This is a genomic window from Pseudovibrio sp. W74, assembly GCF_001623085.1.
Classification (GTDB): Bacteria; Pseudomonadota; Alphaproteobacteria; order Rhizobiales; family Stappiaceae; genus Pseudovibrio.
The window spans coordinates 186,704-204,990 of record NZ_LMCJ01000021.1; the positions used below are offsets into that span (position 1 = coordinate 186,704).

The 18,287-nt window shown below is 51.4% G+C and carries 11 protein-coding genes and 1 pseudogene; 3 read left to right on the plus strand and 9 right to left on the minus strand.

Annotation, left to right across the window (positions count from 1 at the left end; genetic code table 11):
* Positions 1-83 precede the first annotated feature (83 nt).
* The 3 genes from PsW74_RS15455 to PsW74_RS15465 all read right to left on the minus strand — a co-directional run bounded on the left by PsW74_RS15455 (position 84) and on the right by PsW74_RS15465 (position 4,483).
* Positions 84-350, minus strand: coding sequence for a septum formation initiator family protein (locus tag PsW74_RS15455; RefSeq protein ID WP_057466201.1), 267 nt, complete (start codon positions 348-350; stop codon positions 84-86).
* Between the two features lie 255 nt (positions 351-605).
* Positions 606-4,094 carry a transcription-repair coupling factor gene (gene mfd / locus PsW74_RS15460; RefSeq protein WP_063288852.1) on the minus strand — a complete coding sequence of 1,163 codons (3,489 nt, stop codon included), beginning with the start codon at positions 4,092-4,094 and terminating at the stop codon, positions 606-608.
* Between the two features lie 83 nt (positions 4,095-4,177).
* The gene (locus PsW74_RS15465) at positions 4,178-4,483 is read right to left on the minus strand and encodes a succinate dehydrogenase assembly factor 2 (protein WP_057466199.1); all 306 of its coding nucleotides are present in this window, start codon (positions 4,481-4,483) and stop codon (positions 4,178-4,180) included.
* A 177-nt stretch (positions 4,484-4,660) separates the two neighbouring features.
* Between PsW74_RS15465 and recG the strand changes: the two genes are divergently transcribed.
* Complete coding sequence (gene recG / locus PsW74_RS15470; protein WP_063288853.1) at positions 4,661-6,763, plus strand: ATP-dependent DNA helicase RecG; 2,103 nt, start codon at positions 4,661-4,663, stop codon at positions 6,761-6,763.
* A 1-nt stretch (position 6,764) separates the two neighbouring features.
* Here the strand turns inward: recG and PsW74_RS15475 are convergent, their stop codons facing one another.
* Complete coding sequence (locus tag PsW74_RS15475; RefSeq protein ID WP_057466305.1) at positions 6,765-7,514, minus strand: DUF502 domain-containing protein; 750 nt, start codon at positions 7,512-7,514, stop codon at positions 6,765-6,767.
* A gap of 279 nt (positions 7,515-7,793) precedes the next feature.
* Here PsW74_RS15475 and PsW74_RS15480 point away from each other — a divergent pair, with 279 nt between their 5' ends.
* Positions 7,794-8,147: a YbaN family protein gene (locus tag PsW74_RS15480; protein WP_057466196.1), complete on the plus strand. Its 354-nt coding sequence runs from the start codon at positions 7,794-7,796 to the stop codon at positions 8,145-8,147.
* Between the two features lie 10 nt (positions 8,148-8,157).
* On the opposite strand, the gene cueR is transcribed toward PsW74_RS15480, so the two are convergent.
* The 5 genes and pseudogenes from cueR to PsW74_RS29775 all read right to left on the minus strand — a co-directional run.
* Complete coding sequence (cueR, locus tag PsW74_RS15485) at positions 8,158-8,565, minus strand: Cu(I)-responsive transcriptional regulator (RefSeq protein ID WP_063288854.1); 408 nt, start codon at positions 8,563-8,565, stop codon at positions 8,158-8,160.
* Positions 8,566-8,581: 16 nt separating this feature from the next.
* Complete coding sequence (locus PsW74_RS15490; RefSeq protein ID WP_208988003.1) at positions 8,582-11,041, minus strand: heavy metal translocating P-type ATPase; 2,460 nt, start codon at positions 11,039-11,041, stop codon at positions 8,582-8,584.
* A 120-nt stretch (positions 11,042-11,161) separates the two neighbouring features.
* Positions 11,162-14,341: an efflux RND transporter permease subunit gene (locus PsW74_RS15495; protein WP_063288855.1), complete on the minus strand. Its 3,180-nt coding sequence runs from the start codon at positions 14,339-14,341 to the stop codon at positions 11,162-11,164.
* The gene (locus PsW74_RS15500; protein WP_063288856.1) at positions 14,338-15,846 is read right to left on the minus strand and encodes an efflux RND transporter periplasmic adaptor subunit; all 1,509 of its coding nucleotides are present in this window, start codon (positions 15,844-15,846) and stop codon (positions 14,338-14,340) included. The genes PsW74_RS15495 and PsW74_RS15500 overlap by 4 nt, the downstream gene beginning before the upstream one ends.
* A gap of 1,184 nt (positions 15,847-17,030) precedes the next feature.
* Positions 17,031-17,143, minus strand: a pseudogene (locus tag PsW74_RS29775) (IS6 family transposase); the annotation flags it as partial.
* 656 nt (positions 17,144-17,799) lie between these two features.
* Here PsW74_RS29775 and PsW74_RS15505 point away from each other — a divergent pair.
* Positions 17,800-18,285: a hypothetical protein gene (locus tag PsW74_RS15505; protein WP_063288857.1), complete on the plus strand. Its 486-nt coding sequence runs from the start codon at positions 17,800-17,802 to the stop codon at positions 18,283-18,285.
* Positions 18,286-18,287: the final 2 nt, after the last annotated feature.

Genomic DNA, 18,287 nt, shown 5'->3' on the forward strand with positions numbered 1-18,287 from the left:
GATTTTACTGATATTTTCAAGTTAACTTAAATTAGGTTAATTCAATCAAATCAACCCAATTCAAGTTAATACACGCTGATGTTTTAGTTGCGCATGATTGCAACTTCATTCACGTGCGCCAGATTTAGGGAAGCGCGAGCCCGCTCATCCACCATGTCTGGATCAAGGCTCTCCGGGTCAAGCAACATGACACGGCGTTGTAATTGCAGACGTTCTTCCCGCAACTCATCAAGCTCAAGTTCAAGAGCAAGAATCTCATGCTCAATCTGTGGTCGGCCCACAAGACCCAGCTTACCGTTGAGCGCATGAAATGCAAAGTAGCACAGCGCACCAATGGCAATTCCTGGCACAAGGAAATTCTTTAGATAGGAGTGTTTCCGCTGACGTGTGGTAGCTAGCACTGATTGACCTACTCATTACAAAAATGGTCACATGCCCGCACTATTTCACAACGCCCTTAACCAAGAGTTTCCGAAAACCCGGAAATCTTCTCAATTCGCAAAAACCTTTCACATAATCGCTAAAAAACGCAAATGAACGCACATAGCAACGCAAAGCTGGGGTTTGTATGGAACCCCAGCAAATGAGCCAATCAGGAAGAAAAATCAGGCGTTTTCCGCCAGCCGTGACAGTTTAATCAACACAGCAGCGGCGCCCTTCAACCGGTCGTCCGCAGACGGCCAGTCACGGGTCAGCACCACCTTCTGGTCCGGGCGGATCTTGGCGAGGATAGTTTGTTCCGCGATGTAGGATACCAGCCCTGCCGGATTGTTAAACTCGCCATTACGGAAAGCAATCACGATGCCCTTCGGCCCAGCGTCAATCTTTTCAACGTTCGCTTTGCGGCACAGCCCCTTGATGTAGACAATCTTCAGAAGGTGTTGAACTTCCTCAGGAAGTGGCCCGAAGCGGTCAATCATCTCGGCCCCAAAGCCATCGATATCTTCAAGCTCCATGAGGTCCGCCAGACGGCGATAAAGCTCAAGCCGCAACTGAAGGTCCGGCACATACGTATCGGGGATAAGAACAGGCGTACCGATGGCAATTTGTGGGGACCACTTGTCCTCCTGGAAGTCCTCACCACCAGATTTCAGCTGCGCAACCGCCTCCTCCAACATCTGCTGGTAAAGCTCAAACCCAACCTCTTTAATATGCCCGGACTGCTCTTCCCCAAGCAGGTTACCCGCTCCGCGAATATCCAGATCATGTGATGCAAGCTGGAAGCCAGCACCCAAATTCTCTAGGCTTTGCAGCACCTTAAGGCGACGTTCAGCAGTAGGTGTCAGCGTTTTGTTGGCCGGAACAGTAAACAAAGCATAAGCCCGCGTCTTCGACCGTCCCACACGCCCACGGATTTGATAGAGCTGCGCCAGACCAAACATGTCTGAGCGGTGCACAATCAAAGTGTTCGCGTTTGGTATGTCCAATCCGGACTCCACAATTGTGGTCGCCAACAACACATCAAACTTGCCCTCATAGAAGGCGTTCATAATGTCATCCAGCTCCCCGGCAGGCATCTGCCCATGCGCAGAAACCACTTTAACTTCAGGCACATTCTCTTCCAGAAACGCCCTCACCTCTGCCAGATCAGACACACGCGGACACACATAAAAGCTCTGCCCCCCGCGATAGTGCTCACGCAGCAAGCTCTCGCGGATAACCATCGGGTCAAACGGGGATATAAACGAGCGTACAGCCAAACGGTCCACTGGCGGTGTCGCAATAAGGGAAAGCTCCCGAACGCCCGTCAGTGCCAATTGCAGGGTACGAGGAATCGGGGTCGCAGAGAGGGTCAGAACGTGAACATCACTTTTCAGCTCTTTCAACCGTTCTTTATGCTTCACACCAAAATGCTGCTCCTCATCGATAATGAGAAGACCCAGATCCCTGAAACCAATAGCTTTTCCCAGAAGTGCATGCGTTCCAATGACGACATCGACAGAGCCTTCTTTCAGCCCCTTCTTGGTCTCAGACAGCTCCTTACCGGGGACAAGTCGCGAAGCTTGGCGCACTTCAATCGGCAATCCATTAAAACGATCCGCAAAAGTCCGGTAATGCTGACGCGCCAGCAACGTGGTCGGAACCACAATCGCCACCTGCCTCCCAGACATCGCCGCCAAAAACGCAGCCCTTAGAGCAACTTCCGTCTTACCAAAGCCCACATCCCCACAGATAAGCCGGTCCATCGGACGCCCTGATGCCATGTCATCAAACACAGATTCAATGGCACTCATCTGGTCATCGGTCTCATCATAGACAAACCGCGCAGAAAACTCGTCATAAGCCCCTTCAGGAGCTGTAATCGCAGGAGCGGTTCGTAACGCACGTTCTGCTGCAATCTTGATCAGGCCATCGGCAATCTCAAGAATGCGCTTCTTCATCTTGGCTTTACGAGCCTGCCATGCTCCGCCGCCAAGCTTATCTAACTGAACTTCCTGATCTTCTGAGCCGTAACGCGTCAGCAGTTCAATGTTCTCGACAGGAAGGTAAAGCTTATCGGACCCCGCATATTGCAGTTCAAGACAGTCATGCGGTGCCCCAACAGCCTCAATGGTTTTCAGCCCGATAAACCGTCCAATGCCATGCTCCACATGCACCACAAGATCACCCGGTGACAACGCAGTGGCCTCGGTCAGAACATTCGCGCCTTTGGACTTGCGCCGACGCTGACGAACCAGACGATCACCGAGGATATCCTGCTCCCCGATGAAGGCCAGATCATCAATCTCAAAGCCATGTTCCAGCCCAAGAAGGATCAATGCCGTCAGCCCAGCGGGTACCTTGCCCAGCTCAGCAGAATTGCCCGCATATCCGGTCCGGTCCAGCCCATGATCGCTCAGAACCTGGGTTAACCGTTCCCGAGAACCCTCACTCCAACAAGAAAGAACCGCCCTCTTCCCATCCTTGGCAAGAGCTGACACATGCTTGGAAAGCGCATCAAAAATGTTTACATCACCCGCAGCACGTTCAGCCGCAAAGTTTCGTCCCTGACGCCCCCCCATATCAATCGCAGTCTTGCCCGTGCCCGGAGGCATAGCGAACGGGGATAACTGAGCAGAAGCCCTGTCAGCTACAAATGAGCTGAACTGGGTGTCCTGAAGATAAATGGCAACTGGCGGAATAGGCTTATACGGCACACCAGAGGAAAGCGCTTTGTTGTTGAGCCCGTCCTGACGCGCACCAAAATGCTCTTCAATCTGCTCAAGGCGCTCCTTGATCATGTCCTCTGCACTGGCATCCAGCACAACTGGCGTTTCACCAATATAATCAAACAGGGTAGAAAGGTTATCATGGAACAGAGGCAACCAATGCTCCATCCCCGCATAACGCCGTCCCTCACTGATGGACTGATAGAGAACATCCTCAGGCCCAGCGGCCCCAAAAGCAGTCACATAGTTACGACGGAATCGCGAAATCGTTTCAGGATCTAGAATGATCTCGCTCATAGGAACAAGCGTGAGACCCTTCTTCTGCGCCAGCGTTCTCTGACTATCCGTATCAAAGGAACGAATGGACTCCAGTGTATCCCCGAAGAAGTCCAGACGCACAGGCTCTTTGGTTGCCGGAGAAAACAGGTCAATAATGCCGCCGCGCACCGCATACTCCCCGGTTTCACGCACTGTTGGCGTACGGGCAAAGCCGTTGACTTCCAGCCACTTAACGATCTTATCGGGATTGATACGGTTGCCCGGCATAAACGAGAGAATATGATTGGCCGTCCACTCACGAACAGGCATTCGCTGCAAAGCTGCGTTCACTGTTGTGATCAGAACAAACTTCTTTTTCTTCGGCAGCCCCTTTGCCAACCGAAGCAACGTCAGCAACCTGCGCGCAACAATCGCTCCATGAGGTGAAACACGGTCATACGGCAAGCAATCCCATGCAGGCAGCTGAAGCACTTCCACATCAGGCGCAAAGAACCCCAGAGCCTCTGTCAGCGCCGCCATACGAGTTGCATCCCGCGCAACATAAGTCAGCGCAAGGCCGCCCTCCTCAACTTCAGCAAGCACTTTTGAAAGCACGTAGGCTTCTGCTCCATCAGGAACGGAAGCAAGCGTGATGTTTTCACTTTTTTTGAGCAAACTTTCAAACACGGGAGGGGCAACCTTATTATTTCAAATCGTCGGCGGGCAATAACAAGCATCTGATCTACAGCCAATCAGATACAACAGCGCAATCAGCTTCCAGCCTTGTCCTTGTAGTAATCGAGGATCTTGCGGAACAGATCTGTGTTCGCTTCATCGGGGACCGGCTTCGTACCAATAAACCATGAGAAGAGATCCTGATCATGATGCTGCAGGAACACTTCCAGCTCATCCAGCTCTTCATCACTCATCTGAACAATATGCTTTTCAACGTAGCCGCCAAGCATGATGTCCATTTCCTTCATGCCACGATGGTGACAGCGGAAAATGATACGTTTACGGCGGTTATCCAGCCCAGTGTTCTCGTTTTGATCTTCGCTCTGCGCACTCTGATCCATCGTCGTTTCCTTAGAAGGTCGCTGATCCTTGTCACTATCTGCAAATAGATAGGGCCAAAATGTTTCGCCTGTATACAACCCTTATTTTCATCTGTCAGTGTTTTCTTAAGGGCGTTGCACAAATCACAGGAACATGGCACAGATCAGATCTGCTGTTCACGTTCTGGTCTATATGGTATGCGCCCTACTCGCCTTGATCCTCTTTTCGCTTCGGTCACCAAACTTCCGGGTATCGGCCCCAAGATTGCGAAGACCATAACAAATCTGCTTGTCGGCAGCCCGGACCGCGACGCCCGCATTTCCGATTTGCTCTTCCATGTTCCGGTAAATGTTATCGACCGACGCTTGCGCCCAGGTGTCTCCGGCTCCCCCGAAGGGGAAATCGTGACGCTTGTGCTTCACATAGACCAGCACCGCGCACCTCCACGCGGCAGCCGTGCTCCCTATAAGGTTCTCGCGCATGATGAAACCGGAGCCATTGAGCTGGTATTCTTCCACGCACGCGGCGATTTTTTGCATCGCACGCTGCCCGAGGGCGAGAAGCGCATCGTCTCTGGCAAGGTCGAATGGTTTAACGACCGCGCCCAAATGGTGCACCCAGATCACATGGTCTCTGAGGAAGAAGCTGAAAATCTGCCACTCGTAGAGCCAGTTTACCCAATGACAGCGGGCCTTGCCTCCAAAACGCTACAACGCGCAATGGGCACCGCTCTTGAATTTCTCCCGCAAATGCCTGAGTGGCAAAATCAGCCCTTCATAGAACAACGCGATTTCCCGCCGTTTGATGTTGCCTTGCGGTCCATACATAAACCAGAAGATGCCAGAGATCTGGCACCAGAAGGCAAAGCCCGCGAACGCCTCGCTTACGATGAGTTTCTGGCAAACCAGCTAGCCCTTGCTCTTGTACGCAACTCTCTGCGCCACATGGGCGGCAAAGCCCGCAAAGGCGACGGCTCGTTACGCCGAAAGATCCTTGCAGCCCTCCCGTTCGAACTCACAGGCGGTCAGGAAGAAGCGCTGAAAGAGATCTTCGCGGATCTGGAAGAACCAACCCGCATGCTGAGACTACTACAGGGCGATGTTGGCTCAGGTAAAACGGTCGTCGGCCTCATGGCAATGGCAGCAGTTATCGAGACAGGCGCTCAAGCCGCTATGATGGCCCCAACAGACATTCTGGCCCGCCAGCACTACGCCTCCATGAAACCCCTCTGCGATGCAGCAGGCATCCGCACTGCCGTTTTGTCAGGTAAAGACACTGCCAAAACTAAACGCGAGATTGGCGAAGCGCTGGAAGCTGGTGAAATCGACCTGATCGTCGGCACCCACGCGCTCTTCCAGTCAACGGTCAATTTCAAAGACCTCGGCATCACAATCGTAGACGAGCAACATCGCTTTGGTGTCCACCAACGACTGGCTCTGTCCTCCAAAGGCGCCCACGTGGATGTGCTTGTGATGACAGCAACACCAATCCCACGCACGCTGGTCCTCTCTTATTTCGGCGATATGGACGTCTCCCGCCTGACCGACAAGCCAAAAGGCCGTCAGGAAATCAAAACCGTCTCCATATCCCTGGATCGCATCGGTGAAGTTGTTGACCGCCTGAAAGCGATGATTGCACAGGGACAGAAGATTTATTGGGTCTGCCCTCTGGTGGAAGAGTCTGAAAAGATCGATCTCGCCGCTGCCGAAGAACGCTTCAACGACCTGCAGAACGCTCTTGGCCCGGTTGTCGCTCTTGTGCATGGACGTCAGAAGGCCGATGAAAAACAAGCCGCCATGGATGCCTTCAAAAATGGTGGCGCGCGCGTACTTGTGGCAACCACTGTGATCGAAGTTGGCGTTGACGTCCCGGACGCAACCATCATCGTAATTGAACACGCCGAACGCTTCGGGCTTGCACAGCTGCACCAGCTCAGAGGACGTGTTGGCCGTGGAAGTCTAGCCTCTTCATGTCTGCTCCTCTTCAAAGCCCCTCTTAATGAGACTGCAGCATCCCGCCTCAACATCCTGCGTCAAACCAACGATGGCTTTCTTATCGCAGAGGAAGATCTGCGCCTGCGCGGCGAAGGGGAGCTCCTGGGCACTCGTCAGTCCGGTACACCCGGTTTCAGGCTTGCCTCCATTGAAGATCATGCCGATTTGATGGAGATCGCACGTGATGATGCAAAACTCATCATGGCCACGGACCCAGAGCTAGAAACAGAAAGAGGCGACGCCTTGCGCCACCTCCTGTACCTCTTCGCCAGAGACGAAGCTATCAAACTGCTCAGAGCCGGCTGATCTATTCAGCTGCGACAGTCTCTGGACCATCGCCGCTTTTGCCAGCTTTCTTACGCTGATGCGCCTCAACGGCCTTTTTATCCTCGCCCTCTAACAGCTTCGGATATTCCGGGCTAACAAGACCAGCTGAAATCACCAGCTTTGCGGCATCTTCAACGCTCATGGAAAGCTCGATAATGTCATCGCGCGGCACAAACAGCAAAAAACCAGAGGTCGGGTTCGGCGTGGTTGGCAAGAAGACAGAAACCGTATCCGCTTGTTCTTCCAGATGCGCAGCAACTTCACCCTTGGTGTCCGTGGCAAGAAACACAATCGCCCACAAACCTTTGCGCGGATACTCAACCAGCCCTGCTTTGGTGAAGTTGCGCCCGCTGTCATTCAAAACAGTTTCAAAGATCTGCTTCAACGCAGAATAAAGGTTCCGCACCAACGGCATGCGACCAAGAATGGACTCGCCAACGCTGATGAGCGAGCGTCCCGCAATGTTAGCTGTCAGGAAGCCGATCACCGTGATTGCGAGCAACGCCGCAAATAATCCAAAACCCGGAACTTCCACCGGCAGATAGTTATCTGGATTGTAGATGGATGGCAGGAAGGGCTTCACCCAACCATCAATCAATTGGATCAAGGACCAACTCAGGTAAAGCGTAATGCCAACCGGACCTGTAATCACAAGGCCAGTAAAGAAATAGTTCCGCAGCCGCGTCATAAACCCAACGCGCTTCGGCTTTTTATCCCCGTCAGATCCCATCGGCCAAACTTTCATAATTCGGGAACCTTCCGCTTTATTTCAGCGACAAGGCGCAGGTATATCCGTGCTTCTTTACGAACTAGTGTATTTTGTCGGTTTTGCAAGTTCCTCTTGAAAAAGAATTCATGCTTCTCATCTAAGAGGGTGGATATGTTAGCCATGGTCGCCGGTTGATGCGCCAATAGCCAAACTCCCACTATTGTCAGCACTCACCAACACGGCGTATAAGGCATATCATGCTTGCCGGAAGTGGAGCTCTCTGTGAAGAAGCTATTCTATATGACGCTTGGATTAGCCCTTGTGGCCACAGGGATTGTTGGCATCTTTCTGCCATTGCTGCCGACAACGATTTTCTTCATCCTTGCAGCAGGTTGCTTTGCAAAGTCCAACCCGCGCCTGGAAAACTGGATCCTGACACATCCAAAGATCGGACCAAGTGTCATCCAGTGGCAGGAACATAAAGTCATCCCCAAAAGAGCAAAGTTTTTTGCCTTCACAGGCCTTATCTTTGGCTACCTGATGTTCCTGAAAATGTCTCACCCAACAATCCTGCTCGCCGTAGCAGTCGCCCTCATGATGTGCGCCATAGCCGCCTACATAGCCAGCCGCCCCTCCAAACCCCTGGCCACTTGAAGTGTGAATGCTAACCACCCGCTACTTCCCCCTTCCCGTTACTCAAATTATCAAGGATTGGGCAGTCGGGGCGGTGGTCGCCGGCGCAGGCGGTTATGAGGTGGGTGAGTGTGTCGCGCATGGCGATGAGGTCGGCGATTTTAGCCTCGATTTCTTTGACGTGTTGTTGCGCGATCTTTTTGACGTCAGAGCTACCGCGCTCTTTGTCTTCATAGAGTGCCAGCAAGGCCCGGCACTCTTCGATGTTGAACCCGAGAGAACGGGCACGGCCAATGAATGTTAGCTTGTGCAGCTCCGTTTCCTCAAAGATCCTATAGCCGTTTTCATTCCGTTTGGGATGAAGGAACCCAATATCCTCATAATAACGGATGGTCTTGGTCGGGATGCCGGAGCGTTCTGCTACTTCGCCAATATTCATCGTCGTTCCATCCCTCTTAATGCGCAATTGTTGCTTTGATCCAGCGTAACCGCAAAGCGTTGGTTAAGACAAACACGCTTGAAAGTGCCATAGCACCTGCTGCCAGTACAGGAGACAGAAGCGGGCCACCGAATGGAAATAACACGCCAGCAGCAACCGGGATCAGCAGTGTATTGTAACTGAATGCCCAGAACAGATTCTGGCGGATGTTGCGCATGGTTTGCTGACTGATGTGGAACGCATTGACCACACCGTTCAGATCTCCTGCCATCAGAACGACATCCGCAGCTTCAATTGCCACATCAGTGCCAGTTCCAATCGCAATACCAACGTCTGCTGCTGCCAAAGCAGGCGCATCATTGATGCCATCGCCCACGAAGGCCAGTTTACCGGAAGCGTTCTTACGCAAGTCTTCCAGCGCACGGACTTTGCCGTCAGGCAGAACTTCGGCAACCACGCTGTCGATACCAAGTTCGGCTGCAATGGCGTTGGCTGTCTTCTGGTTATCACCCGTGATCATCACAACCTTCAAGCCAAGCCCATGAAGGGACTTGATCGCATCCGGAGTTGTTTTCTTGATTGGGTCAGCAACTGCAATTACCGCTGCAATTTTTCCATCAATAGCAACGTAAAGCGGGGTTTTTCCTCTAGTTGCAAGTACGGTTGCATCAACAGAAAGCTGTTCCAGTGCAATGCCTTCACGGTCCATCAAGCGATCTGCACCAACCAGAACATCGTGCCCTTGCACAACCGCACTAACACCAAATCCGGTCAAGGAGTTAAAGCTCTCTGGTTTTGGAAGCGCAATGCCACGTTCTTCGACGGCCTGCACGATCGCCTTTGCAATGGGGTGTTCGGAGCTTTGCTCAACAGCTGCGACCAATCGCAGAACATCGTCCTCCTCAAAACCTTCTTGCAGGATAATATCTGTCAGTTCCGGATGTCCGGCAGTGAGCGTGCCGGTCTTATCCAAGGCAACCACCTTGGTTTCCTGGAGCATCTGCAACGCATCGCCTTTGCGGAATAAAACACCGAGTTCAGCCGCGCGGCCTGTACCAACCATAATGGATGTTGGCGTTGCCAGCCCCATGGCACATGGGCAAGCGATGATAAGCACAGCAACACCGGCAACCAAAGCAAGACTAAGCGCGGGATCAGGACCAAACAAGAACCACACAGCAACGGTGAGGATCGCAATAGTAATCACGGCTGGCACAAACCACGACGTGATTTTGTCGACCAATCCCTGAATTGGCAGCTTGGCACCCTGAGCCTGTTCCACCATCTGAATGATTTGTGAGAGAACGGTATCATTGCCAACTTTGCTTGCACGCACGCTTAAGGCACCTGTGCCGTTGATTGTTGCACCGACAACATCATCACCAGAGGTCTTTTCAACCGGGATTGGCTCACCTGTAATCATGCTCTCATCCACGAAGGAAGAACCTGAGACAACGGCACCATCCACGGCGATCTTTTCACCTGGGCGCACCTGAATGACATCACCGACAATGATCTCTTCAATCGGGACTTCTGTCGCCACACCATCACGCTCAACACGCGCGGTTTTAGCCTGCATGCCAACGAGCTTCTGGATAGCCTCACCAGTCCTGCCTTTGGCACGTGCCTCCAGAAAGCGGCCTAGCAAGATGAGGACGACAATTACAGCAGCGGCCTCGTAATAGACGTTTACGGTTCCCGCCGGGAGCAACTGCGGCGCAAAAGTTGAAACGAGAGAGAATACATAAGCGGCGGAAGTTCCAAGCGCGACCAGAGAGTTCATATCCGGCGCACCTTTTAAGAGCGACGGAAAGCCCTTGGTGTAGAAATGTCGGCCCGGTCCAAAGAGCACAACAGTCGTCAGGACGAACTGCAAGTAATAACTGTTCTGCAAACCAAGTGAGTTCTCAACCAGCATATGGACGCCGGGAATGAAGTGACTTCCCATTTCGATAAGAAAAACTGGAAGTGCCAGCACGGCAGCGAGCAACACCTTGCTCTTAAGCTGACGGATCTCATCTGTTTTGCGGTGAGCCGCTTCAGCAGGCTCGGTCTTGTCCAATGTAGCAGGATACCCTGCTGAGGTGACCAGTTCAGCAATCGCGGAGGGTGTTATCGCCCCCACTGCATAATGCACTGTCGCACTTTCTGTTGCCAGATTAACATTGGCTTCCAGAACACCATTTCCGGCTCGCAAAGCCTTTTCAGCTCGTCCCACACAAGACGCGCAGTTCAGGTTCCCAACACCAAAGGTGATGCTTTCTGTGAGCGCTGGATAGCCAGCTTTCTGAAGCGCATCGGCCACATCTTGCGGCGTGAGGGTCTCATCGTAATTGACCTGTACGCTTTCTGTTGCAAGATTGACAGAGGCGTTCGCCACACCCGAAGTACTCTTGAGTGCTTTCTCGACACGACCGACGCAAGACGCACAATTCATGCCTTCGACTTGCATTTTCAGTGTTGAACTGTGGGACATAATTTCACCATTTCATTGTCTATTGAAGGCACCCTAAGGGTTCCAGCGACTGGAAGGTCAAGACTAAAATCATCAGGAAAATGAAAAGACTTTGGCCATCAGGTAAATGACAGTCAAACATCACTTAGTCTTTGTTTTCTCCAGACTTTCACTGGCTTCTTCTGCGGTGATTTTATTCAAGGCAGATAGTCGGGCTCTCTTCCAAAGCACATAAATTGCCGGAATAACGAAGAGTGTCAGCAGTGTTGCGGTGATCATGCCGCCAACCATTGGGGCTGCAATCCGTTTCATGATCTCTGAGCCTGTTGCACTGCCCAGCATGATCGGTATCAACCCGGCAAAGATGGTTGCCACGGTCATCACTTTTGGCCGCAATCGTAACAGGGCACCCTCGACAACAGCATCAAGGATATCTTTTGCGGTGAGGACCTTGTGTTCTTTCCTGGCAAACGCCACGCGCTTGTCCCAGGAAAGGTTCAGGTACAACAGCATTACGATGGCTGTTTCGACAGCCACGCCTGCCAGCGCAATGAAACCGACCAGTACGGCAACCGACAAGTCAAACCCTAAGGTGTAGACAAACCAGACACCGCCTGTCAGCGCGACTGGCAGGGAGGTCAAGATGATTGCCACTTCACCCACGCGGTTGAATGCGAGGAAAAGCATCAGGGTAATGATCAACAATGTTACCGGTGCAACCAGTTGCAAGCGTTCCTGAACACGCTCGATATACTCATACTGTCCTGACCATGTGATCGAATAGCCAGCGGGGATTTTAACTTCGGAAGCGACCAGTTCTTGTGCTTCGCTGACATAACCGCCAAGGTCTCGTCCCTCGATATCAATGAAAACAAAACCTGTTGGTCGCGCATTCTCTGAGCGGATCATTCCAGGGCCGTCAACAATGTTGATATCAGAGACAGCTCCAAGCGGAATATGCGCACCTGATGGTGTCACAACAGGGAGTTTCTCAAGTTGATCCGGGCTACTTCTCCAATCCTGCGGATAGCGCAGATTGATGGGGTATCGCTCCAAACCCTCAACGCTTTCAGTGATATCCATTCCACCAATCGCGGTTTGCACCACATCCTGAACATCCTTGATATTCAACATGTAACGAGCGGCTGCATTCCGATCGATGTCGATCTCTATAAAGCGGGCACCTCTTGGTCGCTCTGCGTAGGAGGACAGAGTCCCCTCAACGCCTTTCACGAGGCCTTCAATCTTCACTGCAATGTCTTGAATGACCTGCAGGTCCGGCCCCGACACTTTGACGCCGACAGGCGTTTTCATGCCAGTTGCGAGCATATCAATACGATTCTTGATCGGCTGAATCCAGACGTTTGTAAGGCCGGGAACCTGAACTGACTTGTCCAGCTCCTGCCGGATCTTTTCAAGCGTCATCCCTTCGCGCCACTGATCTTGCGATTTGAGCTGAATGGTGGTCTCAAACATGGTCAGTGGAGCTGGATCTGTTGCTGTTTCAGCGCGTCCAAGTTTGCCGTGAACGGTCTTTACCTCAGGCACCTGCATGATCATACGGTCCGTCTGCTGAAGCACCTCACGCGCCTTACCTATAGAGACACCGGTATACAGCGACGGCATGTAAAGGAAGTCACCTTCCTTCAACTCCGGCATGAACTCAGACCCAATCCGGTTCAGCGGCACAAGAATGGACGCAACCAGAACCAGCGCAAAGATGATCGTTGTTTTGGGCCAGGCAATCACGCCTGCAAGTGCGGGCCGGTACAAGGCGATGCACAATCGATTGACCGGGTTCTTCGCCTCAGGATGAATGCGTCCTCGCACGAAATATCCCATCAGCACTGGCACAAGCGTAATGCTGAGAATGGACGCAGCCGCCATGGCATAGGTTTTGGTGAACGCAAGCGGCTTGAACAGGCGCCCTTCCTGCGCTTCCAGCACGAACACCGGCAGAAAGCTGATGGTAATAATCGCCAGTGAATAGAACAGAGCTGGTCCAACCTCGGAACAGCATTCGGCGACAATCTTCCAGCGGTTCTTATCGGGGTTTGGTTCCTTCTCAAGCCGTCGATGCATGGCCTCAATCATCACAATGGCCGCGTCAACCATCGCTCCAATAGCGATTGCGATCCCGCCAAGGGACATGATGTTCGCATTCACCCCTTGCAGACGCATCACCAGCAGTGCCGTCAAAATGCCAAGAGGAAGCGAAATCAAAATGACCAATGAAGATCTGAGATGCAGGAGAAACACTGCACACACCAGAACCACGACCAGAAACTCCTCTGAGAGTTTGGTGGTCAGGTTATCAATTGCTCGCTCAATCACCCCAGCCCGGTCATAGGTGGTCACAATCTCCACACCTTCAGGCAGGTTCGGTTTCAGCTCCTCCAGCTTGGCATGCACACCTTCTAGTGTTCTCAGCGGGTTTTCGCCCCAGCGCATAATGACGACGGCCCCAACAGAGTCGCCTTCGCCGTTCAGGTCAGCCACACCACGGCGCATCTGCGGACCAAGGCGGATGTCTGCCACATCACTCAGGGTGAGAGCTGCACCACGCTCATTCACCTTGATCGGGATTTGCTCAAGATCCTCAATAGATTGGATGTACCCGGTTGCACGGACCATGTACTCCGCTTCTGCCATCTCAATCACACTGCCGCTGGTCTCACGGTTCGCGTTCTGGATCGTGCTCATGAGAGCAGGCAATGTCACGCCATAGGCTCGTAGTTTGTTGGGGTCAACGACCACCTGATACTGCTTGACCATACCGCCGATGGTTGCCACTTCCGACACGCCGCTGACAGTTTGAAGCTCATACTTCAACCACCAGTCTTGCAAGGAGCGCAGCTGTGCCAGATCGTGTTGACCGGTTCGGTCAATCAGGGCGTACTGAAAAATCCAGCCAACTCCTGTCGCATCTGGACCCAGTTCAGGCGTAACGCCTTCAGGCAGTTGGGCTCCAACCTGAGCAAGGTATTCCAACACCCGGCTTCTGGCCCAATAAAGGTCTGTACTGTCTTTAAAGACCACATAGACGTAGGAATCGCCATAAAACGAGAACCCGCGCACGTCGATCACGTCTGGCACTGACAGCATGGCCGTGGCAATCGGATAGGTTACCTGATCCTCAATGACCTGAGGGGCCTGTCCGTCATAAGGGGTTTTGATAATGACCTGCACATCAGACAGATCCGGAATTGCATCAACCGGTGTTTCTTTCAACGCCCAGATGCCACCAAGTGTCAGCATCACAGCGGCCATGAGCACGATCACGCGGTTCCTGATGGATGCACGTATGATGGAGCCAATCATTTTTCATCGGCCCCCACCGTGTCAGCAGGTGCTGTTTTTGAAGCCTGATCTTTGACATCTCGCAGATCGACAAGGCTGAAGCGCTTGTCAGACCCCTTTGAGATAGCAAACTCAATAGGCCTATCATATTGGAATGCCTGGTTCTTCAGATTTGCACGGACCGCAAACGTTGTTTCCATCGCCGGCCACTGCAACTCCTCAATGGCATCATGTCGAATGGTGACGGAGTTTGTCTCAGCATCAAAATTGGTCACTGTGCCATTAACCCAGATGGGACTGTCTTGCGCAGAAGACATGCGGATCATGCCCGCCGAGAGTGAACTCTCACTATCAATCAGAAACTGAGCGGAGGTTACGACTTCTTCCCCTGCTTCAAGCCCTTGTAAGATCTCGGTCCTGCTTCCTCCTCCAAAACGCCCCGTCAGGCCCGGCGTCACCATGCGTGGCTGAAACGTGCCCTCCTCAGTTTGCAGGATAACCCGATCAGATGAACCTGTGCGGATCAGCGCGCTGGCTGGAATTGTCAATGCACGTCGCGTTTCAGATGGGATGATGGTTACGCGGCCAAACATGTTCGGACGTAAAACACCCTCTGAGTTGTCAAAATGCAGACGGACCGGCAGAGTGCGCGTCACCGCATCCAATTCCGGGTAGATATAATCGATACGACCCTCAAGCACTTGCCCGGGCAGATGCTCAAAGCTCGCAAGCACATCGCTGTTTTTGCTCAGGCGGGCAATGTCCTGCTCAAATACATCCACCATCAACCACACAGAAGACATATCAGACAAAGTAAGTGCTATGGAATCCGGCTGTAGATACATGCCATCCGCCGCTTCCAATGTGGTCACTACGCCGGATTGAGGAGCATACACCTTGAAGACCCTGGCCGGAGTATTCGCCCGAGCCATCTCATCAATCTGGGCGTCATCAATACCATAATTTTGAAGCTGGATTCGGATGTTTTGCTCGGTTTGCTTATCATTCCGGCGCACAGCCCGGATCAGATCAGCACTCGCAACTGTCACCTCTGGCGCATAGACAGTGAAAAGCAAATCTCCCTTCTCAACGGGATCACCAATTGCACGGATGTTGAGCTTCTTGATCCACCCTTCCGTACGTAAGTGAACCTGGCTGGAACGATGCTCGTCATAGCCAACAAACCCAACACTTTCGATTTTCTCTGAGATAGGCTCAACGCTGGCGGTGGCCGTGCGTACACCGATGCTGTTAATCACATTTGGAGACAACACAACAGAACTCCCGGATTGCTCAGCATCTTGCCCGGCATAAACAGGAACAAGATCCATCCCCATGGGAGATTTTCCAGGTGCATCACGCCGGAAACTCGGGTCCATCGGCGCAACCCAGTATAGAACTTCACTTTCAGCACTGCCTGACCTGTCAGAAGTCCAGTCCATCGAACTTCCAATAAAGATCCCTAGCCCAGCCGAAACACTTGCTACAATCGCAAGCCCAGCCACAACCGCGTATCCACGACGCATCGGTCCTGTCCTGATTTACTAAACACTATTCAGACCTGAAGGTGCTTTGCTACCGCCGGGATACTCACCATCCCAACCAAATCCCTCCAAGCCCAAGAAAACAGCACCACTTTTCCTTATTCCTTCTGGCACTGCTTAACTTAGTGTCCGTCACTCTAATCCTTCCAGTGACTGGAAGGTCAAGGGTAAAAACGGCAACAGAGATCCCTCCCTTCAGCACATGTAGGAGGGTGATAAATATCGCATCTATCCAGATGAAATTAGAAAGTATGGCATTTGCTGGTGACAAGGCAGCCGCTAGTTACAGTCAAGGAACTAACTAAAAACATAGTTCCGTTGCCACAAAAATGCCAACAGTATGCTCAATTGGACTCATCTTTCACGAGAGATAGCTCCTGTTAGTATTATTGACCCCATTGTCAGGATTGCAGCTCACGCTCTAGCTTTCAATCGTACAAGCATTTGCAACGCTTCTTTTTACTTCGCCTAGAGGACAAACCCGAGCACAGGTTCATCGTTCGTGTCCATCAAAAAAATGTCAGCCCCATTCTAGTCAACGCCAGCCAGATTGGAATTTTTGATCCCAGAATCAGATGTAAGCTTGCGCGCATCATCTCTTTGAAGGAGGATCAGCTCACGGACTAGAGTCACTTTGCAATACGATTACAGCAGCAGAAATGTAGAAATTTCAGGACCAGATAACAGAGATGATGAGTTCTCTTAGATTGATGAGCAAAAGCGCTATGTGGTATCTTCTAAGAGACAGCAAACCCGGAACCGTTAGCCAGGACTATTATTCAGAATATTTACCGCTGCATCGTCCTTTTTATAGCATTTTAGAAAAATTGGCGTCAAAAATACTTCACTCTAACATGACGAGTTAGCCAGCTTAGCACTCGCAAACCGGTTACAATACCGACGATTTCAGCATAAACTTTTACTACTCTCCCACAAATAAAGCCGAGATTGGCTCTCTTAAGCAAAAAACGCGGAGCAAGAAGCTCCGCGCTTTTGAAAACTGTCGGCGTGTAATAAAGTATCATAATCATATTAGATTACGGCCGTAGATCATAGGCAGAGCACCATTTTGAAGATTGGCGGTTAACACCTCCGCATATCAGATAAGGATTTTGATCAGGTCTAATACAGATGGGCCAAATGCGGTCATTCACGTGTTTCCATCAAGGGTTGAACTTATTCCACCAGTTGCGAATGGTCTCATAAGACAGGATAACACCCGCTCCAGTAGCACCTCTTCGACCTCGCGCAGGTTGAGCGAAAAGCGATGGTAAAGCCAAGCAACAGAGCGATGATTTGAGGCGGGAGCCGGTGACGTTTGTAACTGATCGGAACTGGGACCATAGTCCTCGCACCGACATTCACCTTCATCGCATCAACGCTTTCACAGAATGGAAACAGGCTGCAACGCTTGATGCCTAAAATGCCTCAGGAGAAAGCTCTTGCGGTCAAACTCAGATTAAGTTGATGGAACCTAAGGCTGCCCTGCCTGTCGGCCCTGACTTTTCCCAAAATCCGCCTGGAAGGCTTTAAATCATCTCGGCGGACTCTGCTGCCACCTTGTAAATGGTTTTGGTTTTCAATCTGATACGCCTGATTGACTTGTTTTCACGTTCTTCAGATGATTGCTTGTTTGCTCAGACCGAGTGAGTTTTAGCAATTGAGCCAGAAAGACTCCCTTCGATTATCTCAACGCATTTTCAGCACAGAGCTGATGGACGGTTCCCTGACACGTAGACGAATATTACTTCGCAGCACATTATAGCGATATTTGATAATCAAAATTATGTGGTAGCGATGATAGAGGGTGTAGTGCCTGCCTTTGTCGTATTGCACGATCAAACATCTATCTTGATGCTGAAGCAGGCTTCCTCTTGAAGATGGGGGAGTTAGACCCAAAATTGGAATTTAAATCAGGATCTATGAGAGGCAGGGGTGAAAGATTATTTTAGCCAGAAACTCGGCATGCTTTTTTGTTTCGACACCAGAAGGAAAGAATGGAAGGCAAAGTTCAAACGAGGCTCTGAACAGTTTGAAATTGAACTAACCATCGATGCCGAACCTTCTGATTTTCATACATATATCGGTAAGATCGAAAATATTTTAGAAGACTATCAAAGGCTTCCAGAGGGTTATTTACTTCAACGACTGACAGAAGCAGAAAAAAAAGAAAGAGGCGACAGTTCCTATTTACACTGGTCAGAACACGAGGTTTTTGACGAGAAAACGTTCAAATCCAACTTCCAGATTTACGAATGGAGCTTTGAACTGGAATGTCTTGAAGACCTGGAAGATGTGAAATTTGAAGTTTCGCTTGAGGATGTGGAAGAGGTATATGGGGGACATTATTGTTATTGCGATGCTGTCTATCATAGTGCCAGCAAAGATTTTACTGTTTCAGATATTCGTATTGCCGGATAATT

What these genes read in the sequence shown, in the direction of transcription:
- PsW74_RS15465 (WP_057466199.1), bottom strand. Translation starts at nt 4,483, where the DNA reads ATGGATCAGAGTGCGCAGAGCGAAGATCAAAACGAGAACACTGGGCTG.
- recG (WP_063288853.1), top strand. Translation starts at nt 4,661, where the DNA reads ATGCGCCCTACTCGCCTTGATCCTCTTTTCGCTTCGGTCACCAAACTT.
- PsW74_RS15475 (WP_057466305.1), bottom strand. Translation starts at nt 7,514, where the DNA reads ATGGGATCTGACGGGGATAAAAAGCCGAAGCGCGTTGGGTTTATGACG.
- PsW74_RS15480 (WP_057466196.1), top strand. Translation starts at nt 7,794, where the DNA reads ATGACGCTTGGATTAGCCCTTGTGGCCACAGGGATTGTTGGCATCTTT.
- cueR (WP_063288854.1), bottom strand. Translation starts at nt 8,565, where the DNA reads ATGAATATTGGCGAAGTAGCAGAACGCTCCGGCATCCCGACCAAGACC.
- PsW74_RS15490 (WP_208988003.1), bottom strand. Translation starts at nt 11,041, where the DNA reads ATGTCCCACAGTTCAACACTGAAAATGCAAGTCGAAGGCATGAATTGT.
- PsW74_RS15495 (WP_063288855.1), bottom strand. Translation starts at nt 14,341, where the DNA reads ATGATTGGCTCCATCATACGTGCATCCATCAGGAACCGCGTGATCGTG.
- PsW74_RS15500 (WP_063288856.1), bottom strand. Translation starts at nt 15,846, where the DNA reads ATGCGTCGTGGATACGCGGTTGTGGCTGGGCTTGCGATTGTAGCAAGT.